Genomic DNA, 25,377 nt, shown 5'->3' with positions numbered 1-25,377 from the left:
GCGGGTCTTCAATGACACCGCTGTCATTCCGGGGCGACCATAGGTCGAGCCCGGAATCCATAACCACTAACGGCACAGAATGAGGCGCTGCGGTAGCCAGCCGTATATTTCCGCATTCTGTCGTGGTTATGGATTCCGGGCTCCGCTTACGCGGCCCCGGAATGACAGTGCGGTGACCGAGAGAGCCGGCCTCAGAGCCCGAACAGCTTCTCGAAGAAGTTCTTCTCGCGGCTGGCGCGTCGCTGCGGAGCCGGCTGCGGCGGGATCCAGCCGTTCTCTCCGGCGCTGGCATAGCGCGGATCCTGTCCAGCGCCTGCGACCGCCGGGCCCGACGGGGTGCGGAAGCGCTCGCTGCCGGGGAGCGCGACGGGCTGTTTATCCTTCAAGGCGATCTGCATGAAGTTGTGCCAGACCTCCGTCGGCAGGTTGCCGCCGGTGACGCGCTTGGTGAGCGCGCCGTCGTCGTTGCCGAGCCAGACGCCGGCGACGAGATTGCCGGAGAAGCCGACGAACCAGGCGTCCTTGTAATCGTCGGTGGTTCCGGTCTTGCCGGCGAGCGACCAGCCGGGAATCTGCGCCTTCTGCGCCGTGCCGACGACGAAGGTGTTGTGCATCATCTCGTTCATCATCGCGACGACGCTAGGGTCGATGACGCGGCCGAGGCCGCCGGCATTCGGGCGCTTGTAAATCAGCTTGCCGTCCGTGGTCTTCACCTGGGCGATCACGTAGGGAATGACACCGATGCCGCCATTGGCGAAGGCCGCATAGGCGGAGACCAGTTCGAGCGGCGTCACCTCGGAGGTGCCGAGCGCGAGCGAGCCGTTGGCCTGCAGCGGCGAGGAGATGCCGAGGCGCTGCGCCGCCTGCACCACGTTCTTCGGTCCGACCTCCATGTTGAGCTTGACCGCGATGGTGTTGAGCGAGAGCGCGAGCGCATCGCGCATGGCGATAGGCCCGCGATACTTGCGGTCGTAGTTCTTCGGCGCCCAGCCGCCGTAATTGACCGGACCGTCTTCCAGAACCGTGTCGGGCGTATAGCCGCGCTCCACGGCGGTGAGATAGACGAAGGGCTTGAACGAGGAGCCCGGCTGGCGCCGCGCCGCCGTGGCCCGGTTGAACTGGCTCGTCTCGTAATTGCGGCCGCCCACCAGTGCCCTCACCGCGCCGTCCGGCTGCATGGCGACGAAAGCGCCCTGGCTCACGTTGAACTTCTCGCCCTTGGCGTTGAGTTCGTCGACGAGCACGCGCTCGGCTGCCGCCTGCATGGCGGGCTCGACCGTCGTCGAGACGACGATGTCGGATTCGACATTGCCGACGAAATCGTCGAGCACGTCCATCACGTAATCGGCGGCGTAGTTGGCGGAGCCGGCGCCCTTGGGGCGCACGGGCTCGGCGGGAGCGCCGAGCGCGGTCTTGGTCATGCCGGGCGTGATGAAGCCGAGATCGTTCATGGCCGCGATCACGAGCTCGGCGCGGGCCTGGGCGCGCTCGGGATTGCGGTTGGGCGCAAGGCGCGAGGGGGATTGCACGAGGCCCGCGAGCACCGCGGCTTCCGAGAGCGACACGCTGCGCGCCGACTTGCCGTAATAGCGCTGGGCGGCGGCCTCGACGCCATAGGCGCCGGCGCCGAAATAGACCCGGTTGAGATAGAGCTCGAGGATCTGGTCCTTGGAATAGTTGCGCTCGAGCCAGAGCGACAGGATCGCCTCCTGGATCTTGCGCGAGGCGGTGCGCTCCTGGGTGAGAAAGAGGTTCTTGGCAAGCTGCTGCGTCAGGGTCGAGCCGCCCTGCAGGCCGCCCTTATGCGCCAGGTTGCGATAGACCGCACGGGCGATGCCCATCGGGTCGATGCCGAAATGGTCGTAGAAGCGCCGATCCTCGATGGCGACGAAGGCCTTGGGCAGATAGGGCGGCAGCTCTTTCAGCGTCACCGTGCGCCCGCCGGTCTCGCCGCGATTGGCGAGAAGCGAGCCGTCGCTTGCCATGATGGCGATGTTCGGCGGCCGTTTCGGCACCGTGAGCTGGTCGATAGGCGGCAGCTGGGAGGCGTAATAGGCAACCACGCCGCCGACGCCGATGACGCCCCAAAGGCACAGGACGAGCCCGGCATAGACGAGCTTGCTCAGGAGCGAGCGGCCGCCCTTGCGCTTGGCCTTCTTCGGCCGGGCGGGCCGGCGCGGCCCGTCGCCGCCGTTCCGAGAAGCTCGCCTGCGCGCCATCGTTCCCCCTGCCCGATCCTCGGGCGAGAGGTGAAAATCCAGCTCCCCCGCTTCCCCAGCGGGCGCATCGAACACCGGCTCGCGCCGGTCACGTCCGTTCGCCACGTTTAAAAACCCCGCATCGATCTGGAGCATCGGACCCAAAAGTGGACTTGCACTTTTGGGATCCATCCGTTGCTCCCGCCCTTGAAGAGCGCATCGTTATCGCGAAAAACCGGATCCACTTTTCGCGGACGCGGCCCTTCGGGTCCGCACGATGCGCCAGCCGGTATATCGTCCGGCCTTTCATGCTGTGGAGCACCCTAATTGTGGCGGTTTAAGGGGCGGTTAACGGGGATTAACCCCTTGCCTGCCGGAACTGCCGAGTCGCGAGCCGCGTTCGCTCCTCCATGGATCCGTATGTCGTCGTGCTCGCAGGCTTCGGCGCCGTGGTGCTGCTCACCGCCTGGCTGCCGATGGTGCTGAAGGAACTGCCGCTCTCCCTGCCCATCGTCTGCGTTGGCCTGGGTGTCGTCATCTTCTCGGTGCCCGCCGTGCCCGGCGTCGCTCCCCATCCGCAGGAGCATCTGGCGATCACCCAGCGGCTGACCGAGTTCGTGGTGCTCATCGCGCTGATGGGCGCCGGCCTGAAGCTCGACAGGGCGCTGGCCTGGGTCACCTGCGCGCTCACTTGGCGCCTGCTCGGCATCGCCATGCCCCTCACCATCGCGCTGCTCGCGGTCCTGGGCCATGCCCTGCTCGGGCTCGGCGCCGCGGCGGCCATCCTGCTGGGAGCGTCGCTTGCCCCGACCGATCCCGTTCTGGCCAGCGACGTGCAGGTCGGGCCGCCCGGCGAGGGCCTGGAGGACGAGGTCCGCTTCACCCTCACCTCGGAGGCGGGGCTCAACGATGGCCTGGCCTTTCCCTTCGTCAATCTCGCCATCGCGCTCGCGCTCGCCGGCCAGACCGGCGAGCCCTGGCTCGTCAAGTGGCTGACCGTCGACGTGCTATGGAAGCTGTCGGCGGGGCTCGTCGCGGGCTGGATCGTCGGCCGCGTTCTCGGCTGGCTGACCTTCCGCCTGCCGAACCGCGCCAGGCTGTCCCGGACGGGCGACGGCTTCGTGGCGCTCGGCATCACCTGTCTCGCCTACGGGCTGACCGAGATGATCCACGGCTACGGCTTCCTGGCCGTGTTCGTGGCGGCCTTGGGCCTGCGGTCCGCGGAGCGCAACAGCAAGTATCATGAGAAGCTGCACGATTTCACCGAGCAGCTCGAGCGTCTGACCATGATGATGCTGCTCGTGCTCTTCGGCGGTGCGATCGCCGACGGAGGGCTTTTCCGGGCCGTCAGCTTCGAGGTCGTGGTCTACGCGCTGCTTGCGGTGTTTCTCGTGCGTCCGTTGAGCGGCTGGATCAGCCTTCTCGGCCGCGACCAGCGCCTCGACGAGAAGGCGGTCATCAGCTTCTTCGGCATCCGGGGACTGGGGTCGGCCTATTACCTCGCCTACGGCCTCGGCCACGCGAAGTTCGAACAGCCGGACCTGCTCTGGTCGACGACCGGGCTGATCGTGCTGATCTCGATCCTGCTCCATGGCACGACCGTAACTCCCGTCATGCGCTATCTCGACCGGCAGCGCCAGAGTCGAGGCGATGTGGTGGAAGCGATGTGTCCGACAGACGTGGCGCCGGCTCCTGCGTCCGTCGCCTCGAAGCCTTAAAAGCCGGCCCTGTCTTACTCCGCCGCCAGCGGCAGCTCGCCGGTATCGAGGTCGGCCTGAGCGAGATCGTGGATGCGGCGCAGGTCGCTCACGAAAGCCTCGTAGGCCTCCTGCTTCGTCGCCTCGTCGGGCAGGCGCAGCAGGTAGGATGGGTGTACGGTCACATAGCCTTCGTAACCGCCGAAGCGGGCGCGTCCGCGCGAGCGGGTGATCGGGGTCGACTTGCCGGTGAGCGCGAGGAGCGCCGTTCCGCCGAGCGCCACCACGAGCTTCGGCTTGACCAGCTCCAGCTCCTTCATCAGCCAGGGCCGGTAATGCTTCACCTCGCCGGTGGTCGGCTTCGCATGGATGCGGCGCTTGCCGCGCAGCTCGAATTTGAAGTGCTTCACCGCATTGGTGAGATAGGCCTGGGAACGGTCGATCCCGGCGTCTCTCATGGCCTTGTCGAGGAGCTTGCCGGCAGGTCCCACGAAGGGCTGTCCCTGCAGGTCCTCCTGATCGCCCGGCTGCTCGCCGACGAAGACGATGTCGGCATGGACAGGGCCCTCGCCGAACACCGCCTGGGTGGCGCCGGGCACCAGCGGCCCCGCCTTGGCGATGATCGCGTTGAGCTCTCTCAAGCTTTTCGGCTCCTGATCCCACATGGCCTCGAGAGCCCGTTCGGGGGTGCGTTTGGCAGGCATCGTCGCCTCCTGTTCGATCATCCGGTCAACGCGCCGGACGGCGGTTTGGATCAGGCCGGGAATCGCTGCTGTCTCCGGCATGTTGTGCCAGTACTTCTTCGGCATCTCGGCGCGCATGGCGGTCGGGTTCACCCGCGCCGGGTTGAACACGCTCTCGTAATAGCCACGCCAGCCCTCCTCGAAGCTGTCCGCATCGGGCGCGTCCTCACGCCGTGCGGGCGGGCCGAAGCTCAGCGCCGCGCGGTCCCAGCGCACGGAGCCGATGGGGGTGAGGATCGTCCAGTCCATCGAGCGAAACCGGTCGACGAAGAACGGTGCCGCCGCTTCCAGGATGAAATGCTCCGGCTCGAACCAGGCGGCGAAGCGTTCGAGGCCTTCATGGTGCATGCGGCGGAAGCGCACGAAGGCGTGCATCTTGTGCAGGTCGCGCCGCACGGAGCGCGCCATGAGATCGAGCCGGTGCACCAGCGGATCGCTGGCGACCTCCAGCAGATCGCGCTCGCCGTTGAGCACGCGCCAGACGAGCCGGTAGAGCAGCGCATAGCGTTCCGGATCGCTGTGGCAGACCGCATGCTCGACGAGCCGGGCCACGCCCTTCGGAATCGACACGGCCGGTGCATCGCCGGCCACATCGTCACCGAACAGCGCAGGCGCATCGTCGACCTCGAAGACCACGTGCTGCGGCGCCAGCTCCTCTGCGATCAGCCATCGCACCGCATGGCGGAAGGTGTGGCGATCGGCGCCGGTCTTCAGGGTGATGCGGTGGAGATTCACGCCATCTCTCTTTCGTCATCCCGGACGCCGCAGGCGGTCCGGGATCGTTGGACGAGCGTAGCTCGGGTCTCCCCTCCCTCCTTGTGGAGGAAGGCTGGTAGCGTCTCACTCGTCTCGCGATCCCGGATCTGCGCTGCGCTTCGTCCGGGATGACACGCTGAACCTCTGCTCATCCGAACAAACTCAGCTGTTCCGGCTTCTCGATCAGCCGCTCGCGCAGGTCGAGTTTGTCGAGCCTGGCCTTCGGGTGATGATCGGCTGTGATGAGAAAAGTCTTGGCGCGTTTCAGTCCCGAGGTCAGGCGGGCGATATCCTCGAGCCGCAATGTCGTGTGTTTGCGCGCCACCACGATCTTGTCGACTGCCCGTGCCCCGAGGCCCGGCACGCGCAGCAGCATCTCGCGATCCGCGATGTTCACATCGACCGGGAAGCGGTGGCGGTTCTTCAGCGCCCACGCGAGCTTCGGGTCGATGTCGAGATCGAGCATACCCTTGTCGCCACTGGCCGCGATCTCGTCCACGTCGAAGCCGTAATAGCGTAAAAGCCAATCGGCCTGATAGAGCCGGTTCTCGCGCATCAGCGGCGGCGATTTCAGGGGCAGGATCGCGCTCGAATCCGGGATCGGGCTGAAGGCGGAATAATAGACGCGCTTCATGGCGTAATGACCGTAGAGCTTGGCGGAGGTGCGCAGGACATCCTCGTCCGTGGTCTCGTCGGCGCCCACGATCATCTGCGTCGATTGGCCGGCGGGCGAGAAATGGCGCCGCTCCTCGCGGGCTTCCTCGATGCGCTCTGACATCTGCGCCATGGCGGTCTCGATCGAGGCGCCGTCCTTCTCTGGCGCCAGCCGTTCCAGGCTCTTCTCCGTCGGCAGTTCGAGGTTGATCGACAGGCGGTCGGCCCACAGGCCCGCCTCCTCGATCAGCCAGGGGCTCGCCTCGGGAATCGTCTTCAGGTGGATATAGCCGCGAAAGCCGTGGTCGCGGCGCAGCTTCTTCGCCACCAGGATCATCTGCTCCATGGTGTAGTCGGGCGAGCGGATGATGCCCGAGGAGAGAAACAGACCCTCGATATAGTTGCGCTTGTAGAACTCGATCGTGAGCGTCACCACCTCGTCGACGGAGAACTTCGCCCGCTTCACGTTGGACGAGCGCCGATTGACGCAATAGGCGCAGTCGAACAGGCAGTAATTGGTGAGCAGGATCTTGAGCAGGGATACGCAGCGCCCGTCCGGCGTGTAGGCGTGGCAGATGCCGGTTCCCACCGTGGAACCCAGGCCGCCCGCATCCGCCTTGCGCTTGGGCGCGCCGGAGGAGGAGCAGGAGGCATCGTATTTCGCCGCGTCCGCCAGGATGCGCAGCTTCCGGCTAAGCTTCTCGTCCATGGATCTTCCGCACAATTGTTCTCGTTTTGTTCTAGCATGAAGATGGGGCGCTGGCGAGGGCCGGGGAAGGGGCGGGAGGTCGCACGCCCGGAGCGATAGACTTCAGGTGATGGGCTCGCAATCCGCCTATAGCTTCGTGAACCTGAATTCCGACCGGATGAAAACGGATCGTTCCAGCCTGGCTGCGCGTTGATCCGGTGCTTCGAGGAAGCCGGGCCGAAGCCCTAGCAAGTCCGGCCATTGAACGAGGTTACAATGCGCCTCTCCCGTCTAGGAGCGTTGATCGCTCTTGGTTCCCTGCTCGCCTCACCGGCTCTCGCGCAAACCGCGGCGCCCGGCACGTCCATGCCCGGTTCGGCGGCAAAGCCGCCGATGGCCAGTACCGCTCCGTCAACGAGCCCGGCCAAGCCGGTTCCCAGCACGACATCGTCCACGAGCGCCCTGATCGACATCAACACCGCTCCCAAGGACGAGCTCGACAAGCTGCCCGAGATCGGCTCGGCGCGGGCCGATGCCATCATCAAGGGGCGCCCTTACAGGGGCAAGAACGAGCTCGTCGACAAGAAGATCATTCCGCAGAACGCCTATGATGCAATCAAGGATCGCATCATCGCGCATCAAAAGTCATAGACGGTACGAAAAAAGGGGCCCGGTCGGGCCCCTTTCGATGATCGACGACCTGTTAGCGGCTGTACTTGAATTCCGGGGCCGCCTTGAGCTGATCCTTGGTCATGTTCAAAAGAGCATGGTCCGGAGCCGACCGGTTCATGGTGTCGGCCGGCGCGGCCGTCGTCGTCGTCGTGGTCGAGCCGGTCGTTGCGGGGGTGCCAGCGGTGGTGCCCATCGTCGTACCGGCCGTCCCGGTGGTGGTGGTGTTCGCAGCGGTTGCGGCAGCCCGCGGCTCGTTGACGAACTTGATCTGGTCGAAGGGCACGGCCACGTCATGTTCGCCCATGCCGAGGAAGCCGCCCACGCCGATCACGACGGCCACGACCTTGCCGGTCTGGTCCACGAGCAATTCGCTGATGTCGCCGATCTTCTCATTGGCGTCGTTGTAGACGTTCAAGCCTTCGATCTTGGAGGCTCGCCACTGGCCCGCACGCTCCTGGGTCATCCAGTTGCCTGCAGACATGGTGGACGACGCGGCGTTCGGGGTGGCCGAAGGAGCGGGAGACGTTTGGGCAAGAGCGGGCGCCGACAGCAGAGCCGTACCGAGAAGCGCTGCCATGAGATGCTTGGAAGCCATATTCATCCTCCTGATTTGTATGTGACTCAACGATCACATCTGACCTCTCAACGGCGAAGTTGGTGTTTGGTTCTGTCGACACGCTGAGCATTGTCGCAGGTTGTGCCCGATGCCTGTGCAGCCCGAGTGGAGGAACCTCTTGCTCCCGCCGCGAATGCCCCTAAACTCGGCCACGCTTCATCGTCGATTTCTCGCAACGGACCGCATGATCCGAACCTTCCTCGACGGCCTTTATCTCGTCGCCGGCTACCTCGCCGGCGTGTTTCTTCTCATCATCTTTCTCCTCATGATGGGCCTGTCCCTCGGGCGGGGCATCGGCATCAACATCCCGGCCGGCGACGACCTTGCCTCCTGGTCCATGGCAGCGATGGCGTTCCTGGGGCTCGCCCACACGTTCCGCTCCGGCGAGATGATCCGGGTTGGCCTCATCACCGATCGACTGCGGGGACGCAGTCGCTGGTGGTTCGAGATGTTCTCGCTCGTAATCGGCGTCGGATTCGTCGGCTTCTTCGCCTGGCATGCGGTTCAGCTTACCTATGACAGCTGGCGCTTCAACGACATGTCCCAGGGCGTGGTGGCGATCCCGCTCTGGATCCCACAGACCGGCTATGCCGCCGGCCTCGTGATCCTGTTCATCGCCTTCGTCGACGAGTTCGTCCATGTGCTGCGCGGCGGCGATCCGCGCTACGAGAAGCCGCCCGCCACCACCGCCGAAGAGGTGGTGGAGCGCGCGATCCAGAGCGGAGTGTAGGGCGTCATGGAACTCATCGAGATTTCCGGCCTGCTGCTCCTGCTGCTCGCCCTGCTTCTTGCTGGCGGCGTGTGGATCGCGATTGCACTCATGGCCTGCGGCTGGGTCGGCATGCAGTTCGTGGGCGGCGGCATCCCGGCAGGCTCGGTGCTCGCTACCACCATCTGGGGCAATTCGGCGTCCTGGACATTGGCCGCCCTGCCGCTCTTCATCTGGATGGGCGAGATCCTGTTCCGCACGAGGCTTTCGGAAGAGATGTTCCGCGGCCTCGCGCCCTGGCTCAACTGGCTCCCCGGCCGGCTGATGCACGTGAACGTGCTTGCCTGCGGTCTCTTCGGCTCCGTCTCCGGCTCCTCCGCGGCCACTTGCGCGACGGTGGCCAAGATCGCTCTGCCGGAATTGAAGAAGCGCGGCTACGACGAGACGGTGAGCTTAGGGTCGCTTGCCGGCGCCGGCACGCTCGGCATCCTGATCCCGCCCTCGATCACCATGGTGGTCTATGCGGTGGCGGCGAACGTCTCGATCATCCAGATCTTTCTGGCGGGCTTCCTGCCGGGCCTTCTCGTGATGGCACTCTATTCCGGCTACATCGCTGTGTGGTCGCTGCTCAATCCGAAGAAATCCCCGCCGCCCGAGCCGCGGATGAGCCTTCGCGAGAAGCTTAAGGAATCGACCAATCTCGTCCCGGTGGCCTTGCTGATCACGCTGGTCTTTCTCACCCTGCTGCTCGGCTGGGCCACGGCTACGGAATGCGCCGCCTGGGGCGTGCTCGGTTCGCTGGCGATCGCCTGGTGGTCGGGCTCCCTGTCGTGGGACTCGTTCTGGGCCAGCGTCATGGGCACGACGCGCATCACCTGCATGATCATGCTGATCCTGGCCGGTGCCTCCTTCATGTCCACGTCGATGGCCTATACGGGCATTCCGCAGGCGCTGGCGAGCTGGGTCGACGGCCTGCATCTCTCGCCCTACGCGCTCATCGCCGCGCTCACGATCATGTACATCCTGCTCGGCACGGCGCTCGACGGCATCTCGATGATCGTGCTCACCACGGCGGTGGTGATCCCGATGGTGAAAACCGCCGGCTTCGACCTGATCTGGTTCGGCATCTTCCTCATTCTCGTGGTCGAGATGGCGGAGGTCTCGCCGCCGGTCGGCTTCAACCTCTTCGTGCTGCAGACAATGTCGGGCAAGGATTCGAACACGGTGGCGCTCGCAGCATTGCCGTTCTTCTTCCTGCTCGTCGCAGCGGTGGCGATCATCACCGTCTTTCCGCAGATCGTGATGGTGCTGCCGCAGATGGCCTTTCCGGACTAGAATTTCCATAACAACCAGAGGAGAACGACGATGAAGCACATGACGCGCCTCAGCCTGAGCCTCGCGGGCGCCCTGCTCCTGGCAGCGCCTGCCATGGCGCAGACCAAGTGGAACCTGCCCGCCGCCTATCCGCCGGACAACTTCCACACCGAGAACCTGAACGCCTTCGCCAAGGATGTGGCCGACGCCACCGGCGGCAAGCTGCAGATCACGGTCCACGGCAACGCCTCGCTGTTCAAGGCGCCGGAGATCAAGCGCGCAGTGCAGACCGGCCAGGCCCAGGCCGGCGAGGTGCTGATGTCGCTGCACGAGAACGAGGATCCGGTCTACGGCCTCGACGTGGTGCCCTTCCTCGCCACCTCCTTCGATCAGGCGAAGAAGCTCTGGGACGTGCAGAAGCCGGCCGTGGAGAAGAAGCTTTCGAGCCAGGGCCTGATGCTGCTGTTTGCGGTGCCGTGGCCGCCGCAGGGCATCTTCGCCAAGAAGGACATCAATACGGTGGATGACCTGAAGGGCGTGAAGTGGCGCTCCTACAATCCCGGCACGGCGCGCATCGCGGAACTCGTCGGCGCGCAGCCGGTGACGGTCCAGGCGGCGGACCTGCCGCAGGCGCTCGCCACCGGCGTCGTCAACACCTTCATGACCTCGGGCGCCACCGGCTACGATTCGAAGGTGTGGGAATCGCTCTCGCATTTCTACGACACCCAGGCCTGGATCCCGAAGAACCTGACCTTCGTCAACAAGGCCGCCTTCGACGCCCTCGACAAGCCGACCCAGGAAGCCATCCTGAAAGCCGCCAAGACGGCGGAGGAGCGCGGCTGGAAGACGGCTCAGGAAAAGACCAAGTGGTACGTCGACCAGATGACCGCGAAGGGCATGAAGGTGCAGCCGCCGAGCGCCGAGCTTAAAACCGGCTTGCAGAAGGTCGGCGAGCAGCTGACGCAGGACTGGCTCAAGAAGGCAGGCACCGACGGACAGGCGATCGTCGACGGCTACAAGAAGGCGGCGATGTAGGGTTCAAACGTCATCCCGGACGGCGAAGCCGATCCGGGATCGCATGACGAGTATGGTGCTATTGCCCTCCCTCCTTGTGGGTGAGGGCTAGGGAGGGGGGTGTGAGCGGTAGCCTATCAAGGTCAGGCGCCAGCACCCCCCTCTCCAACTCTCCCCCACAAGGGGGGAGAGGGTTTCTCCGCCTGGTTTTGAAAACGATCCCGGATCTCGCTTCCCTCGCCGGGGATGACACCCCTGACGTCATGGCCGGGCTTGTCCCGGCCAGCCCGATACGGACAAGCGCGGCGCTTCAATCAATCGAGATCACCGGCACGAGGCCGGTGATGACGTGGATTTTTAGTTCTGCACCCGATCCCGGATCTCGCTTCGCTCGTCCGGGATGACGCTCTTTAAGCCAGCGTGAAATCCATCGTGATTTCGGCGTTGAGCACCTTGGAGACGGGGCAGTTCTTTTCCGCTGCGCGGGCGAGCTCCTCGAACTTGGCACGGTCGATGTTCGGGACCTTTGCGTTCAGCGTCAGCGCCGATTTCTTGATTGCGAACCCGCTTCCCTCCTGTTCGAGGGAGACGACGGCTTCCGTGGCGAGCTCGGTCGGGGTGAAGCCGGCGCCCTGGAGCTGGAAGGCGAGCGCCATGGTGAAGCAGCCGGCATGGGCCGCGGCGATCAGCTCCTCCGGATTCGTGCCCTTCTCGTTCTCGAACCGGGTCTTGAAGGAATAGGGCGTCGCCGACAGAACGCCGGAATCCGAGGTGAGCTGGCCGGTGCCGTCCTTGCCCGTGCCCTGCCAGACGGCTCTTGCTTTGCGGTTCATCCTGATCTCCTTTTGCGGATAGGATGGGTGATCTAGCGCGTCGTGCGGAAAAGTGGACCCAGGTTCCGCATTCGACGATGCGCTTCAGTCAGGTGGCGTTTCGATGATGATTCCCATGCAAGCCCGCCTGCGTCCGCGGCTTCTCGGCTCCGCCGGCATCGCGCTTCTTGTCTTCGCCCTTCTGCCGGCGTCCTGGCTCCTGAATTCGCGCCTGCTCGTGGCCTGGGATATCGGCATCGTCTGTTACCTGATCCTCGCCTGGACCATGGCCCTGAGCTCCTCGACCGTCCAGATGCAGCAGAGGGCGGCGGAGGAGGACGAGAGCGCCATCGTCGTGCTCGCTCTGACCCTCGCGGCGTCGATTGCGAGCCTGGCCGCCATTGCGGTGGAATTGACCGATATTCACAACAGCCCGGCCAACCAACAGGCATCTCGCCTCGCCATCGCGGGGATCACGATCCTGTGCTCCTGGTTCTTCGTGCACACGATCTACGCGATCCATTACGCGCATGAATATTACGGCGACGACGGCGAGCGGCGAGGCCTCGCCTTCCCGCACGGGGACAAGCCGGATTACTGGGATTTCCTGTACTTCTCGTTCAATCTCGGCGCCGCGGCGCAGACCTCGGACGTGGTGATCGTCTCGAAGCGCATGCGCCGCCTGGCGCTGGCCCACACGGTGCTGGCCTTCCTCTTCAACACCACGATCCTAGCGCTCGCCGTCAATGTCGGCGCGGGGCTTTTATAGCCTGCTCCAGCTCAGCCGAGGCTTTCTCCCGGTCATTTCAGCCCTCGTAGCGAGATCCGCTTAGGGCTGTAACGTTACGAAGGAACGAATCCCCTTCTAAAGGGATTAATCGAACAGCCCAGATTGGGACCCATTCATCTGGGCCCCACGATGGACTCGAGAATGACGCAACGTCATCGGCAACAAATCAAAACGAAAGCGGGGCCATTCTCTTGAACGACATGCTGCTTCTGTTGAGCCACGCGGATTGGATTCTGCTGGCCTTCTCGGTCTTCGTGCTCGACATCCCGCGCTACACGATCTCCCTCCTCTCGCTGGTGGCGCTGCGCTGGCCCCGGCGGCCCGCGATCCTGGAGGCGGAGGGCGGCGTCACCATCAGCGTCATCCTGCCGGCCTTCAACGGCGGTCCCGGCCTTCTGCAATCCATAGCCTCCCTGCATCGGCAGACGTTCAAGCCCCTGGAAATCATCGTCGTCGACGACGGCTCGACGGACGATACGCTCGCGACCGCAAGGGAGGCGCAGGCAGCGGGGCTGATCGACACGGTCATCCATCACGGCACCCGCTGCGGGCGCAGCCCGGCCGTGAATGCCGGTGCCCGCTTCGCCCGCGGCGACCTGATCCTCGCGATGGACCCCGACACAATCTTTGCGCCCAACGCGCTGGCGCGCCTCGCCGCTGCGTTCCGCGATCCGCGTGTCGCCGCCGCCTGCTGCAATCTCGGCGTCAGCAACGAGGATGCCTCCTTCACAACGGCGTTGCAGGGGCTCGAGTACCTCATGTCTATCAGCGCCGGAAAATCCTTCCTCAACATCTTCGGCGCGATCTCGTGCTGCTCGGGCGCGTGTTCGGTCTATCGGAGCGATATCTTCCTGGAGCGGGGCGGGCTCGATCCCGGTCCGGGCGAGGATCTCGAGATGACCCTGCGCCTGCGCCGCCTCGGCTACCGGGTGCGGTTCGTGTCCGAGGCCTGGGCCGATACCGCAGTGCCCGACAATCCCGTCAGCCTGATCCGCCAGCGCCAGCGCTGGGATCGGGATTCGTTGCGGATCCGGCTCATCGAGTATCGCGAGATCGAGATCTTCAAGCCGGAGCGGCTGTCGGACACCCTCCAGCGCCTCGACTTCATCGTCTTCGACCTCGTCCCGACATTGTCGTTCCCGTTCTATATGATCTACTGCACCCTGATCTTCGGCCCGCAGACCCTGCTGTTTCTGATTGCGGTCTATGCGCTCCTGCTCGGGATCGCCCTGTTCAACATCGCGCTTGCGAGCCTTCTGTTCGGCCGCTCGCCGACCCTGTTCGGCCTGTCGGTCGCATTGGTGTTCCCGTTCTACCAGGGCATCGCGATGAAGCTGACGCGCTTCGTCGCCTATTCGTCGGAAATCCTGTTCTCCGCCTCGCGTTCCGACGATTACGTTCCGCCTCGCGTTCGGCGAGCCCTGACGGGCCAGCGCACGTGAAAGGCCGTGCCATGAACATTCAGCTCCGCCGCCTCGATCCGAACGTCCCCGATCCCGTCGAAAGCCGTCGCTCGGCGACCGGCCGCTTCGTGCGCTTCGTCTATGCGCTCGGCGTGCTCGGCGTGCTCGGCTTCTTCGTGTTCCGCTTCAGCGCACCGCTCGTTTTCTTAAGCGGACCGGGGATCGTCTCGGCCCCGCGCGAGATCGTGTCGGTGCCCTATATCGTCCAGGTCCAGCGCATGGACGTGGCGCCGGGCGCCACGGTGCAGGCGGGTACGCCGGTGGCCCTCGTCCGCTCGCCGCAGGTGAGCGAAACCCAGGCCAATCTCGTCCGCGCGCTTGCCGAGGTGACGACGCGGGAGGCGGAGCTGCGCATCAAGGCGCGGCTTGCCCGCGATTCGCTCGAGGCCGCGCGCTCGCGCCTGCGCATCGCCGACGATAACATGCGCCGGCTCGAAGCGGTCGCGAACGCGGACAGCGCTAGCGTCGCCTACCGCACCGAGGTCTACCGCGAACGGGCGCAGGCCGTTCAGAACGCGGTGGCACTCGAGGCGGAGGCCGATGAATCCTCCGTGCAGCTCCTGCGCCTCGCCGAAACGCGCCAGCAGATCCAGGGCCAGTTCGACCGCACGGAGAAGGAGTTCGACGGCGGCCGCGTGCTCTCACCCGTGAACGGCATCGTCGCGACCCACATCGCCCGGGCCGGAGAGACCGTCGTTGCCGGTTCCTCCATCGCCGAGGTCTTCCAGGCCGGAAACGTCTATGTCGACTGGTACATTCCGGATTTCCGGCTCGTCGACCCGCAGCCCGGCTACCGGGTCGTCGTCGGGATCGGCCGGACCCGGGTGCTCGGGACCATTGCCGAGATCCTGCCCCTCTCCGACACGTTCGAGAGCCGCCGCAGCTCGATCCTGCGCGAGCCGCAACGGGGCCAGGTCGCGCGCATCCGTCTCGATCCGGAGGTGCAGCCGCCGGCGCTCAATTCGACCGTGAACGTCTACATGTACTACACCGATATCGCAGGCCGGATTGCGGAAGGCTTCGTGCACGTCTTCAATCTCGATTGAGGCGTGACGATGCCATCCGATGCGATCCGTTTCACATGTCCGGCCTGCGGCAGTTCCGAGCTCGAGGCCACGCCGATCGTCCATCACCTGATCTGCGCCTATGTGGGGCCTTCTTACGATTTCGAAGCGCGGGACGGGCATCGCTGCCCGAAATGCCTGAGAGCGCTGCGCGATCATGATCACGCCGCGGAGATCGTCGGTGAAAGCGCGCGCTGCCGGCTATGCGAAACGGAATTCGTCGTGCCTCATGATCCCGTTCAAGGCGCGTGATTCGGAACTGTCAGTTCAAACGATGTTTTCTCTCACTTCAAATGCCGTTTCCGTCCCGGTCGTCGAGACCGAGCGCCTCCTCCTGCGCGGCCATCGCACCGACGATTATGCCGATTGCTTCGACCTCTGGACCGATGAATCGGTGACACGGTTCATCGGCGGCAGGCCGTCGACTCAAGAAGAAGTCTGGGCGCGCCTTCTGCGCTATGCCGGCCTCTGGGCATTGCTCGGCTTCGGCTATTGGGTCGTGACCGAGAAGGAGAGCGGCCGCTTCCTCGGCGAAGTGGGCTTCGCCAATTTTCGGCGCGAGATCGAGCCCTCCCTCGACGGGATGCCGGAGATGGGCTGGGTGATGGCGCCGCATAGCCACGGCAGGGGCTATGCCACGGAAGCGGCTCTCGCTGCTCTCGCCTGGGGCGACCGGCATTTCGCCGGACGGCAAATGGCCTGCATCATCGCACCGGAGAACGAAGCCTCGATCCGCGTGGCGGAAAAGTGCGGTTTCCAGGAATTGCGGCACACCACCTACAAGGGCAACCCGACCATCATGTTCGTGCGGTAGCCGGTGAGGGCTCCTGCGCGAAAGCGCCATCGGCCAGCTTCTCGGCATGAGCGCGAAGATCCTTCGGCCATAGCCGGATCAGAGCTGCGAACAGCGTCCGGTCTCCGGCGAAGAGCGCCCGCGCGGCGTCCTCGAAGCCGGCCTCGTTGCCGGCGAGCGTCGACATGAACCGGTAGAGCGATTCCTGCGCCTGCCGCACGCGATCCTTCGACTCGCTGCCGCGCCGCGCGTCCTCGACGAGCTTGCGCAGGGCGACCGATGCGCCGCCCGGCTGCGCGTTGAGCCATTCCCAATGCCGCGGCAGCAGCGTCACCTCCCGTGCGACGACGCCGAGCTTCGGCCGGCCGGGTCCGCGCGGCTCCGACTTGCCGGCATGAGAGGTTGCAGGTTTTTCCAGCCGCTCCAGCACGTCCTCGATTGTGCCGCGAAAATCGATTTCGATGACACGACAGGTTTCATCGTCGAGAACGATGACTGGCGCGCTCTCGCCCTTGTCGAGCACAGTCTTGGTCGCCTCGGCCACCGCGGGAAGGGCGCCTGAAGCGATCCGGCGCAGGCCTGCAAAGGCCGTGTAGGTTTTGTAATTCTCGGCCATGTTGTCCTCAGGGGCTAGCTCATACTTCGATGCGAGGCACAGACGTCTTCTCCCTCCCCCTTGTGGGGAGGGATCAAGGGTGGGGGTGTGAGCGATAGCCTATGAAGGTGTGGCGCTAGCACCCCCACCTCCAACTCCTCCCCACAAGGGGGAGGGTTCCAGGGCCTCAATCTGTTTGTTTTTTATCCGGGTTAAATTTGGCTGTCAATAATATCCGGATAAAATAGGGTGTTATGAAACGTCAGCCTCATCGTCCTTCTCGCCGTCGACCACGTCCCGCGCAACATCGAAGCGGAAGCCGGCCCGGGCCATGGCGGCGAGGTCCTTGTCGCGGTAAGGCGCCCGCTCGCCCGGGCGGAACGGGCCGAGCTTGCGGCGGCGGGCAAAGGCGCGCGCGGCCTGCGCCTCGTCGCCGTCTTCGCCCTCCAAAGCCGCCGCGATGGTGGTGCGGTCGACGCCCTTGGCGGAAAGTTTTGCCTGGATCGCCCGCGCCGAGCCGCCCCGGCGGCGCAGGGTCGCGACGCGGGCTTCCGCATAGCGCGCATCGTCGATGAGGCCGCTGCGCAGGCTTTTGGCCACTACGTCGTCGACCATGTCGTGAAAGGCGGCCGGATCCTCGCCGCGCAGGCGGCAGCGCTTCTCGACCTTGCGGCGGAGCACCCGGCGCAGGTTGTCGGCCGAGGAGGCATAGCGCTCGAGATAGGCGAGCGCAGCCCTCTGCAGGTAGGCGGGCGTTACCTGCCGCGGCGGCTTGCGAAGCGGTTTGCCTTCATCCCTCATTCCGGCTTCGCATCGGATGGAGGCGAGGTCTCACCCGGCTTTTCCACCTGGCCGCGCCGCTGGAGCTGGAGCGCCGCGAACCAGCACAGCGCGGCCCAGGCCGCGCCGACGGCCCAGCCCGCCAGAACGTCGCTCGGCCAGTGCACGCCGAGATAGACGCGGCTCACGCCGACGAGCAGGGTCACGACGATGGCGAGCGTCATGAGGAAGGCGCTGACGCGCCGGCTCTTTTCCACGCGGGCGAGCAGGGCGCCCAGCGTCAGGTAGGTGATGGCCGACATCATGGCATGGCCGCTCGGGAAGCTGGCCGTGTAGATCCGGGTCGCATGGGGCACGAGATCGGGACGTGGGCGCTCGAAGCCCATCTTGAGCCCCGTTGAGATCAGCATGCCCCCGACGATGGCGACGAGCACCAGAAGAGCGGCTCCCTGCCTGCGGGTCATCATCAGATAGACCCAGGTGGCGAGGGTGATGAGGGTCAGGATCGCGTAGCCGCCGAGGCCGGTGATGTCCCGGGCCGATTCCTCCAGCCAGGACGGCCCGAGGGGGTTGGCCGGGTTCTGCGGGTCGCGCAGGGCGAGCAGGAGCTGGCTGTCGATGGCATGGGTCTCGCCCTCCCGCACCTCGTCGGCCAGTTCTATGAAGGCCCAGGCGAAGAAGCCGCAGGCAGAGAGCGACAGAAGCGGGCCGATCTCGTTGAGGCGCAGGCGAAGCCACAGGCGCGTGGCAGGGGCGATGAACGTGCTCATGGCTCCTTGAGATAGGAGAGTTTGCTGCCGCTGGCGAGAGGCGCTTACCAGCGCAGCCACCAGCCTCCGAGCTTCGCGCCGACGGCGCTCACCATCAGGATCGCCGGCACATGCCATGCCGCGATATACAGAAGGGACGGCTCCGGGCAGTGCAGCACGTAGAGCATGGAGGTCACGCCCGCCGCGAGCAGTCCCGCCATGGCGCCAAGAAGGCCAGGCTGCGTCGGCGCACCTCGTTTCAGCACGCCCATGGCGGCGATCAGAATAGGCAGCGACAGACCCGAGACCAACAGGAAGCAGCCCAAGGGATCCTCGCCGAGCAGTCGTCTGGTCCAGGTCGAGGCGGGATGCAGGATCAACTCGATGGCGACGCCGGTAAGCAGCAGCAGAATGGGCCATGCCAGGGTGCCGAAGCCGATCTCCGCCTCCGGCTTCTGCATCAGAAGGGAGAGGCGGAACGCGCAAGCCGCAAGCGCGAGAGCCGCCGCCAGGGTCACTGCCGTGGTGAGATTGGGGCCGTGGGCGAGGTGAGGGCTGGGAGCGAGGAACAGGACGATGACTGCGCCGACGAGCATGCTCGATAACAGGAGCGCCACGATCAGCCATGCGGCTGCATGCCGGTGCTTGACGGGCGCCCTGCCCGACAAGTCCATTGTAAGAGCGCGAATGAGATGCTCCGTCTTCACTCCGATCCTCCAAACTTCGCGGCGAGTGCTTTAAGGCCCCGATGGAGGGCTACACGAACTGCTCCCTCGCTCATCCTAAGCCGCCGAGCGGCCTCGCGGATAGTCACACCGTCGAGAGTCAGGGCCTGCAGAACATCCCGCTGACGGGGTGGCAGAATTTCTAGGAAGCGCCCGGCCGATCCGGAAAGAGAGGGCTCCGGCTCAGGAGTTGGCAGGATCTCCGCCATCGTCTCGACGGGAACGGTCAACCGTCGTTTGTTTTTGCGGGCGTGGTCGAGAACCTTGTAATGCGCGATGGCCCGCAGCCACGGAACGATAGGCCGGGATTCGTCCCAGGTGTGCCGCTTTAAGTGAATCGCCAATAGGGTATCCTGCAAAACATCCTCCACATCGCTCCCGCTCAGTCCTAGCCTGATCGAATCGTAGGCGATGACACGACGAAGAGCGCGCGCGACATCACTCAGCAGACGCGCATAGGCATCCGCATCGCCGCGGTTTGCAGACCGCATGGCGTTCGCCCAAACTTCCTCGTGTTCCGTCACACGATCCCCTTTCGGGCTTATTCGCAATGACGAGGCTAATTGTTACGCAATATATTTTTATAACATTTCATTTCACAAGTATGTGAACGGAGTAACTTTCAGAGATTGCGATCCGAATAGGTGATTGGACGGCCGAGCCGAGGCGGCACCTCGTCGGCAAAAAGATCCACAACAACGCGGGGCTGGACCTTCACCTTAAGGAAAAAGGATCTCAGCATGTATCGCTCTCGTACCCTCGTGGCCGCTCTCGCCATCGGCCTTGCCTCTACGTCTGTCGCTTTCGCACAATCGCGGCCCACGTCGGATTCCATGAACGCTCAAGGCGCCGGCAAGCGCGTCCGAATCACCATCGAGAACCTGACGACCAGCCAGACCCTGTCGCCTCCGGTCTTCATCAGCCACAACTCCAAGGCTCCTCCGCTCTTCAAGGAAGGCGAGGAGGCGTCCTTCGGCCTGATGCGCATTGCGGAAGGGGGCAATGCCGGTCCGTTGCTGTCGGCGGTGGTGACGAAGAACATCGGCGACGAGTTCGGCTCTGTCGGTTCGGGAACGTCGATCCTGCCGGGCCAGAGCCGTGTGATCGAACTCGAGGTGACACGCGAGTTTCCGATGGTATCCGGCGCTGCCATGCTCGTGATGACCAATGACGGCTTTACCGGCGTCAACGGCCTCAACGCCTATGAGCTGACCGCGCCGCGGCGCATCGAGGCGATGGCCTATGACGCCGGCACGGAGAAGAACAACGAGCGCAAGTCGGCTCTCATCGCCATGATGGGCACCGATCGCGATCCGGAAAACGGCAAGATCAAGATGCATGCCGGCATCCGAGGCGATGCCGATGCGCCGGCCGACTGGAAGTTCGATCCGTCGAAGCCCGTGACCCGCATCACCGTCGCGCCGGTCGGCATGGAAGCGACCGGCTCCGTCAACAGCGACGGCATGATGAAGCGCTAAATCTATCCGGCCTCACGCCATGGCGTGAGGCCGGACATTCTCTTACACCGCCAACCCTTTGCGCCACGCCTTCGGCGCGGTGATGCTGCCGAGATTGAGCCACGCGGCCATGAGGCGAAGCTCCTCGCCGAGCGCCGGCGCGATCATCTCGGCGGGAACTCCGGCTTCCGGGTGGATCGAGTGCACGATGAGGTTGCCGCCCGTGCGGTCGGCCTTGAGGTCGACGCGGGCGACGATTTTGTCGCCGAGCACGAAGGGCAGGCAGTAATAGCCGAATTCGCGCTTCTCGACCGGCGTGTAGATCTCGATGCGGTAGCGAAAATCGAACAGGCGCTCGGTACGCGTGCGCTCCCAGACGATGGGATCGAAGGGCGAGACCAGCGCGCGGGCCTCCACGCGGCGCGGGATTTTGGCGTCGGGGTCGAGATAGACCGGCCCGTTCCAGCCCTCGACGGTGACGGGGATCAGGTCGCCCGCCTCCACCAGTTCCGGGATGCGCGCCTTCGCGTCCTGCGGCTCGATGCGGAAATAGTCGCGCAGGCAGCGTTCGGAGGCGATGCCGAGCGAGCGGATGGACAGGCGCAGCAATTCGCGCTGCGCCTCGTCCTCCGACGGTGTCGGCACGTTCAAGATCTCGCTCGGCAAAACCCGTTCCGGCAGGTCGTAGATGCGCTCGAATCCGCGCCGCGTGGCGGTGGTGACCTCGCCGGCCCAGAACAGCCATTCCATGGCGCGCTTGCCGTCGCTCCAGCCCCACCAGGAGCCCTGGCCCTTATGTCCGCCGGACAGCTCGCCCGCAGCCATGGGTCCCCGCGTGGCGATCTCGCGCCGGACCTCCTCGATGAAGGCGCGCTTCTCGCGGCCGAACCGGGCAAGCCCGCCATAGGTGCCCTCGCCGCGCTTCGCCCGCTCCATGCGCCAGCGGAAATAGGGATGCAGGTCGAGCCGGATCAGCGAGGCCTCGTGGCCCCAATACTCGAAGGCTTCCCGCTTCTTGCGGTGATAGGCGGTCTTTTCGAGAAGGCCCCGGTCATAGGCGCCGATGCGCGAGAAGAGCGGCATGTAATGGGCCCGCACCAGCACATTGACCGAATCGATCTGGAGCAGGTGCGAGCGCTGCAGGACACGGCTCAGGTGGCGCTTGGTCGCCGCTGCCGGTCGGCCTTCGTGAAACCCTTGTGCCGCCAGCGCAATGCGCCGGGCCTGGGCAAGGGAGAATCGGGTGCGAGGTGCCATGGCGCGAACAATACCGGAACGGGATTGCCCGACGCCAGGGGGGCGGGATAGGGTTAGGCGGCCAAGGCGGGCGGAACCTGTGGATGGCTCTCCTGCTTGAAGACCGGTCGGCGGGCGAACGCATATCTGCCCTGCAATCGACGGGCGGACAAAATCACCGTGCGTCGCCTAGATGGGCTCTCTTCGGAACGCGATGGATACGATGGACCAGTCACCGAACGAGCGGCTGCAGGGCAGTCCGGCTCCCGCCCTCAGCCATGCCGAGATCCGCACGATCATCCTCGGCGTCCTGCTCGCCATGTTCCTGGCGGCGCTCGACCAGACCATCATCGCGACGGCATTGCCCACCATCGGCCGCGAGCTCGGCGACCTGGAGCACCTGCCCTGGATCGTGACGGTCTATCTTCTGACCTCCACCGCCGTGACGCCGCTCTACGGCAAGATCAGCGATTCCTACGGCCGGCGCGTCACCATGCTGGTCGGCATTGCGATCTTCATCGCCGGATCCATCGCCTGCGCGCTGGCGCCGACCATGTTCGTCCTCATCCTGGCCCGCGCCCTGCAGGGCGTCGGCGGCGGCGGCCTGATCGCGCTCGCCCAGACGATCATCGCCGACATCGTCGCGCCGCGGGAGCGCGGACGCTACCAGGTCTATTTCGCCAGCGTCTTCATGACCTCGAGCCTGCTCGGCCCGGTGCTGGGCGGCTTCTTCGCCGAGCACATGCACTGGTCGGTGATCTTCTGGATCAACATTCCCCTCGGCCTCGTCGCTTTGGTCATTGCCTATCACAGCCTGAAGAAGCTGCCGCGCCACGACCGTCCGCATCGGCTCGACCTGCTCGGCGCGGCTCTTCTCGTGGCGGCCACTGTCGCTCTGCTTCTGGGCCTGAGCTGGGGCGGGATCCGTTATCCCTGGGCCTCACTGCCGGTGCTCGGGCTGTTTGCCGCCTCGCTCGCGCTCTGGGGTCTTTTCGCCCTGCGCATGCGCCTGGCGCCCGAGCCGCTGATTCCGCCCGGCGTACTGCACAATCCGGTCGTGCGCATGGCGGTGCTCTCCGCCTGCTTCGGCATGGGCACCTATATCGGACTCACCATCTACCTGCCGGTCTATTTCGAGACCGTGCGCGGCCTCTCCGCGAGCCATTCGGGTCTCTCCCTCATTCCGCTCATGGCCGGAACCGTGGTCGGCGCGACCCTGTCCGGCCGCAGCATGGCGAAGGTGAAGCACTACAAGCGGCTGCCCATCGCCGGCCTTCTCGTCGCCATGGCGACCACCGGGCTCCTCGCCGCCTACGGCCAGTCCCTCTCCATCGTCACCGTCGAGATCATCCTCGCGATCATCAGCGTCGGCCTGGGCACGGTGCTGCCGGTCACCATGGTGTCGACGCAGAATGCGGTGGCGCCGCATCAGATGGGAACGGCGACCGGCACGGCGAACTTCTTCCGCTCCCTCGGCGGCGCCTTCATCGTGGCGATCTTCGGCGCCATCGTCATCGGCGGCTCGGGCCTGAGCGGGGCCGCGAGCTTCGAGGCGCTGGGCGCTGCGGCGGCCCAGAGCGGCGTCGATCTCGCCCATGTGTTCAGCTACGTGTTCGTGGCGGCGCTCATCGGCTTCGGCCTGTCGCTCGCCTTCCTGCTCGCTCTCGAGGAGCGGCCCCTGCGCGGCACCGCCGTCAAGGCCGCGGAGGCGGCCATCGCCGATTGAACCGTTCCTGCGGGCGGTTCATAGCCGCCCGCGCAGGAGGATCCACAGGGCGGACAGACCGATCGCCAGCAGTAGAACAATCCCCACCGTCGTGAAAACCGTCTCGGCCCGGGAGGCTCCCGCCGGAGGGAGGGTGGCTCGATCAGCTTCCTCAAGGGTGAAGAAGCGTTCAGCGGCCGCTCGATGACTTGTCGGTCTCAGCATTTGCCCGGGCTCGGCCGCGGCTGTCCAAACGCCTTGGCCGAGGACGGGGCTGTAGGAAAGCTCGAGGGGCATGGTTCCTCCTCGGCAACGGCTGATGGGGGCCTTTCACGGTTAATCGCTTAACGGCAGCGGGGTTTCCCCGATCCCGCGGCGTCATGTCTGGGGATAGCCTCTCTCGCCTGTGGAGGACTTATCTGTATGCGGCACTGACCGAGGCTTTGCCGTGTTAGGACCGAGCCGGATTTTTCCGTAGCTGCACGAGGGAGGCTGATGAAGGTCGGCATCGACATGGGAGCGGCATCCTCCGCCCCCGGAGGACAATCGGCTCTGCTCGATCTGGAGGAGCTTCTGGCGACGCGTCTGCTCGTCCAGGGCAATTCCGGCTCCGGCAAGTCGCATCTCCTGCGCCGCCTTCTCGAGCAGAGCGCCAATCTCGTCCAGCAGGCCATCATCGACCCGGAGGGTGATTTCGTCACCCTCGCCGACAAGTTTGGCCATGTGGTAGTCGATGCCTCCCGCAGCGAGGGCGATTTGCAGCGCATCGCCGCCCGTGTGCGCCAGCACCGGGTCTCGGTGGTCTTAAGCCTCGAGGGTCTCGATTCGGAGGCGCAGATGCGCTGCGCGGCGGCCTTCCTCGGCGGCCTCTTCGATGCGGAGCGCGATTACTGGTATCCGATGCTCGTGGTGGTGGACGAGGCGCAGCTCTTCGCGCCCGCCGCCGCCGGTGACGTGTCGGACGAGGCCAGAAAAGTCTCGCTCGGCGCCATGACCAACCTCATGTGCCGCGGAAGAAAGCGCGGATTGGCCGGCATCATCGCGACCCAGCGCCTCGCCAAGCTCGCCAAGAACGTGGCGGCCGAAGCCTCGAACTTTCTCATGGGCCGCACCTTCCTCGACATCGACATGGCCCGCGCCGCCGATCTTTTGGGCATGGAGCGCCGGCAGGCCGAGATGTTCCGCGACCTCGAGCGTGGCCATTTCGTCGCTCTTGGCCCCGCGCTCTCGCGCCGCCCGCTGCCGATCCGCATCGGGGAGGTCGAGACCTCGACCCGCAGCGGCACCTTCAAGCTCATGCCCCTGCCCGAACAGCCGAAGCAGGAGGCCCGCGACCTCATCTTCAAGGCCGGCGAGGACGAGGTGGTGGCCCGCCCGGTCATGCCGCGGCGCGCGCCTCCGCCGCCGCCTGCTCCTTCGACCAACGATCTTTTAGCCCAGCTCGCCCGCACGCGGCCGGCCGCCGCGCCGGAACCTCAAGCCGAGGAGACCGAGCAGTCCAAGGCCGAGCGCGAGGCCGCACTCGATGCGATCCTGCGCGAGATCCTCGCCGATCCCGAAGCCGCTTTCCGCTCGGTCGCCGTTCTGTATCAGGATTTCCTCGTCCGCTGCCGCATCCGCCGCGTCTCCGGCGAGCCCCTGAATCTCAACGCCTTCCGCCGCCGCCTCGCGGTCGCCCGCGCCGGCGTCGATACGGCGACGGCCGAAGGGTCGGAATGGGACCGCGCGGTCGCCTTCGCCGCCGATCTGGCGGAAGACATCCAGGGCGTCTTCCTGCTCATCGCCCGCGCTGCCATGGAAGGCTCGGCCTGCCCGCCCGACGGCGAGATCGCGCGAGCCTGCGGCAGCCGCTCGCCGGGGCGCGCTCGGCGCCTCATCGCCTATATGGAAAGCCGCAACATCGTCGTGACCCGCAACGACCCGAGGGGCCTGCGTATCATCGCGCTCCCCGATCTCGGCTGGGAAACCGGCCCCGGCGATCCGAACGCCTTCGAAGAGCCGCAGGCGCCGGAGCCGCGGGATCTGTTCGCGGTGGGGTAGGAAGCGCTTATCACGAACGTTTGAAGCGACCGACGCATTCACTCGCCTCTGGTTTTCAAAGTCAGAGGCGCCGATTGATAAGATCCATCAGTCAATTTGAAGGGCGT

At 65.3% G+C, this 25,377-nt stretch carries 25 protein-coding genes; 13 read left to right on the top strand and 12 right to left on the bottom strand.

From position 1 onward, the window contains the following. Positions 1-191 precede the first annotated feature (191 nt). Positions 192-2,324, bottom strand: a complete 2,133-nt coding sequence (locus BB934_RS11900; RefSeq protein ID WP_099512781.1) for a transglycosylase domain-containing protein — start codon at positions 2,322-2,324, stop codon at positions 192-194. A 284-nt stretch (positions 2,325-2,608) separates the two neighbouring features. Between BB934_RS11900 and BB934_RS11895 the strand changes: the two genes are divergently transcribed. After that, positions 2,609-3,916, top strand: coding sequence for a cation:proton antiporter (locus BB934_RS11895; RefSeq protein WP_099509823.1), 1,308 nt, complete (start codon positions 2,609-2,611; stop codon positions 3,914-3,916). 14 nt (positions 3,917-3,930) lie between these two features. Here the strand turns inward: BB934_RS11895 and BB934_RS11890 are convergent, their stop codons facing one another. Together BB934_RS11890 and BB934_RS11885 are read right to left on the bottom strand one after the other, a co-directional pair. After that, positions 3,931-5,373 (bottom strand): UdgX family uracil-DNA binding protein, encoded by a 1,443-nt coding sequence (locus tag BB934_RS11890; RefSeq protein ID WP_099509822.1) that lies wholly within the window; start codon positions 5,371-5,373, stop codon positions 3,931-3,933. 169 nt (positions 5,374-5,542) lie between these two features. Then, positions 5,543-6,757 (bottom strand): putative DNA modification/repair radical SAM protein, encoded by a 1,215-nt coding sequence (locus BB934_RS11885; protein WP_099509821.1) that lies wholly within the window; start codon positions 6,755-6,757, stop codon positions 5,543-5,545. Between the two features lie 255 nt (positions 6,758-7,012). On the opposite strand from BB934_RS11885, the gene BB934_RS11880 reads away from it, so the two are divergent. Next, positions 7,013-7,387 (top strand): ComEA family DNA-binding protein, encoded by a 375-nt coding sequence (locus BB934_RS11880; protein ID WP_099509820.1) that lies wholly within the window; start codon positions 7,013-7,015, stop codon positions 7,385-7,387. A 52-nt stretch (positions 7,388-7,439) separates the two neighbouring features. Here the strand turns inward: BB934_RS11880 and BB934_RS11875 are convergent, their stop codons facing one another. Continuing rightward, complete coding sequence (locus BB934_RS11875) at positions 7,440-8,003, bottom strand: PRC-barrel domain-containing protein (RefSeq protein ID WP_099509819.1); 564 nt, start codon at positions 8,001-8,003, stop codon at positions 7,440-7,442. A gap of 205 nt (positions 8,004-8,208) precedes the next feature. Between BB934_RS11875 and BB934_RS11870 the strand changes: the two genes are divergently transcribed. The 3 genes from BB934_RS11870 to BB934_RS11860 are packed head-to-tail and all read left to right on the top strand — an operon-like array spanning position 8,209 to position 11,082. After that, the gene (locus tag BB934_RS11870) at positions 8,209-8,754 is read left to right on the top strand and encodes a TRAP transporter small permease (protein ID WP_099512779.1); all 546 of its coding nucleotides are present in this window, start codon (positions 8,209-8,211) and stop codon (positions 8,752-8,754) included. Positions 8,755-8,760: 6 nt separating this feature from the next. Further along, the gene (locus BB934_RS11865; RefSeq protein ID WP_099509818.1) at positions 8,761-10,068 is read left to right on the top strand and encodes a TRAP transporter large permease; all 1,308 of its coding nucleotides are present in this window, start codon (positions 8,761-8,763) and stop codon (positions 10,066-10,068) included. 30 nt (positions 10,069-10,098) lie between these two features. Then, positions 10,099-11,082 (top strand): TRAP transporter substrate-binding protein, encoded by a 984-nt coding sequence (locus BB934_RS11860; protein WP_099509817.1) that lies wholly within the window; start codon positions 10,099-10,101, stop codon positions 11,080-11,082. A 389-nt stretch (positions 11,083-11,471) separates the two neighbouring features. Here the strand turns inward: BB934_RS11860 and BB934_RS11855 are convergent, their stop codons facing one another. Next, complete coding sequence (locus BB934_RS11855; RefSeq protein ID WP_099509816.1) at positions 11,472-11,894, bottom strand: OsmC family protein; 423 nt, start codon at positions 11,892-11,894, stop codon at positions 11,472-11,474. Between the two features lie 103 nt (positions 11,895-11,997). Here BB934_RS11855 and BB934_RS11850 point away from each other — a divergent pair, with 103 nt between their 5' ends. From BB934_RS11850 to BB934_RS11830, 5 genes are all read left to right on the top strand, one after another. After that, positions 11,998-12,642 (top strand): DUF1345 domain-containing protein, encoded by a 645-nt coding sequence (locus tag BB934_RS11850; protein ID WP_099509815.1) that lies wholly within the window; start codon positions 11,998-12,000, stop codon positions 12,640-12,642. A 221-nt stretch (positions 12,643-12,863) separates the two neighbouring features. Next, positions 12,864-14,105: a glycosyltransferase family 2 protein gene (locus BB934_RS11845; RefSeq protein ID WP_237050317.1), complete on the top strand. Its 1,242-nt coding sequence runs from the start codon at positions 12,864-12,866 to the stop codon at positions 14,103-14,105. Positions 14,106-14,116: 11 nt separating this feature from the next. Next, positions 14,117-15,172: an HlyD family secretion protein gene (locus BB934_RS11840; protein WP_099509813.1), complete on the top strand. Its 1,056-nt coding sequence runs from the start codon at positions 14,117-14,119 to the stop codon at positions 15,170-15,172. A gap of 9 nt (positions 15,173-15,181) precedes the next feature. Then, positions 15,182-15,442, top strand: coding sequence for a TackOD1 domain-containing metal-binding protein (locus BB934_RS11835; protein WP_099509812.1), 261 nt, complete (start codon positions 15,182-15,184; stop codon positions 15,440-15,442). Positions 15,443-15,464: 22 nt separating this feature from the next. Then, positions 15,465-16,004 (top strand): GNAT family N-acetyltransferase, encoded by a 540-nt coding sequence (locus BB934_RS11830; RefSeq protein ID WP_099512777.1) that lies wholly within the window; start codon positions 15,465-15,467, stop codon positions 16,002-16,004. Here BB934_RS11830 and BB934_RS11825 read toward each other — a convergent pair. The 5 genes from BB934_RS11825 to BB934_RS11805 form a co-directional block, all read right to left on the bottom strand. Further along, positions 15,988-16,599: a DUF2239 family protein gene (locus BB934_RS11825; RefSeq protein ID WP_099509811.1), complete on the bottom strand. Its 612-nt coding sequence runs from the start codon at positions 16,597-16,599 to the stop codon at positions 15,988-15,990. The genes BB934_RS11830 and BB934_RS11825 overlap by 17 nt on opposite strands. A 231-nt stretch (positions 16,600-16,830) precedes the next feature. Next, complete coding sequence (locus BB934_RS11820) at positions 16,831-17,379, bottom strand: regulatory protein RecX (RefSeq protein WP_099509810.1); 549 nt, start codon at positions 17,377-17,379, stop codon at positions 16,831-16,833. Further along, the gene (locus BB934_RS11815) at positions 17,376-18,128 is read right to left on the bottom strand and encodes a phosphatase PAP2 family protein (RefSeq protein WP_099509809.1); all 753 of its coding nucleotides are present in this window, start codon (positions 18,126-18,128) and stop codon (positions 17,376-17,378) included. The genes BB934_RS11820 and BB934_RS11815 overlap by 4 nt, the downstream gene beginning before the upstream one ends. 44 nt (positions 18,129-18,172) lie before the next feature. Further along, on the bottom strand, positions 18,173-18,814 hold the full coding sequence (locus BB934_RS11810) for an NrsF family protein (protein WP_099509808.1): 642 nt from the start codon (positions 18,812-18,814) through the stop codon (positions 18,173-18,175). Beyond that, entirely contained in the window at positions 18,811-19,323 is a 513-nt protein-coding gene (locus tag BB934_RS11805) for a sigma-70 family RNA polymerase sigma factor (RefSeq protein WP_099509807.1), read from the bottom strand. The genes BB934_RS11810 and BB934_RS11805 overlap by 4 nt, the downstream gene beginning before the upstream one ends. A gap of 249 nt (positions 19,324-19,572) precedes the next feature. Between BB934_RS11805 and BB934_RS11800 the strand changes: the two genes are divergently transcribed. Beyond that, positions 19,573-20,310 carry a spondin domain-containing protein gene (locus BB934_RS11800; RefSeq protein ID WP_099509806.1) on the top strand — a complete coding sequence of 246 codons (738 nt, stop codon included), beginning with the start codon at positions 19,573-19,575 and terminating at the stop codon, positions 20,308-20,310. Positions 20,311-20,352: 42 nt separating this feature from the next. On the opposite strand, the gene BB934_RS11795 is transcribed toward BB934_RS11800, so the two are convergent. After that, positions 20,353-21,546, bottom strand: coding sequence for a winged helix-turn-helix domain-containing protein (locus BB934_RS11795; protein WP_099509805.1), 1,194 nt, complete (start codon positions 21,544-21,546; stop codon positions 20,353-20,355). A 193-nt stretch (positions 21,547-21,739) separates the two neighbouring features. Between BB934_RS11795 and BB934_RS11790 the strand changes: the two genes are divergently transcribed. After that, a complete protein-coding gene (locus tag BB934_RS11790; protein WP_099509804.1) occupies positions 21,740-23,251 on the top strand; it encodes an MDR family MFS transporter in 1,512 nt (503 codons plus the stop codon). Between the two features lie 18 nt (positions 23,252-23,269). On the opposite strand, the gene BB934_RS11785 is transcribed toward BB934_RS11790, so the two are convergent. Continuing rightward, positions 23,270-23,527 (bottom strand): hypothetical protein, encoded by a 258-nt coding sequence (locus tag BB934_RS11785; RefSeq protein WP_099509803.1) that lies wholly within the window; start codon positions 23,525-23,527, stop codon positions 23,270-23,272. Between the two features lie 198 nt (positions 23,528-23,725). Here BB934_RS11785 and BB934_RS11780 point away from each other — a divergent pair, with 198 nt between their 5' ends. Further along, positions 23,726-25,270, top strand: coding sequence for a helicase HerA domain-containing protein (locus BB934_RS11780; protein WP_099509802.1), 1,545 nt, complete (start codon positions 23,726-23,728; stop codon positions 25,268-25,270). The last annotated feature ends 107 nt before the right edge of the window (positions 25,271-25,377 follow it).

The sequence above is a fragment of the Microvirga ossetica genome, assembly GCF_002741015.1.
GTDB classification, from domain to species: Bacteria; Pseudomonadota; Alphaproteobacteria; order Rhizobiales; family Beijerinckiaceae; genus Microvirga; species Microvirga ossetica.
The sequence above is the reverse complement of the archived record's forward strand: the minus strand, read 5'-3'. Positions and strand labels throughout refer to the sequence as shown.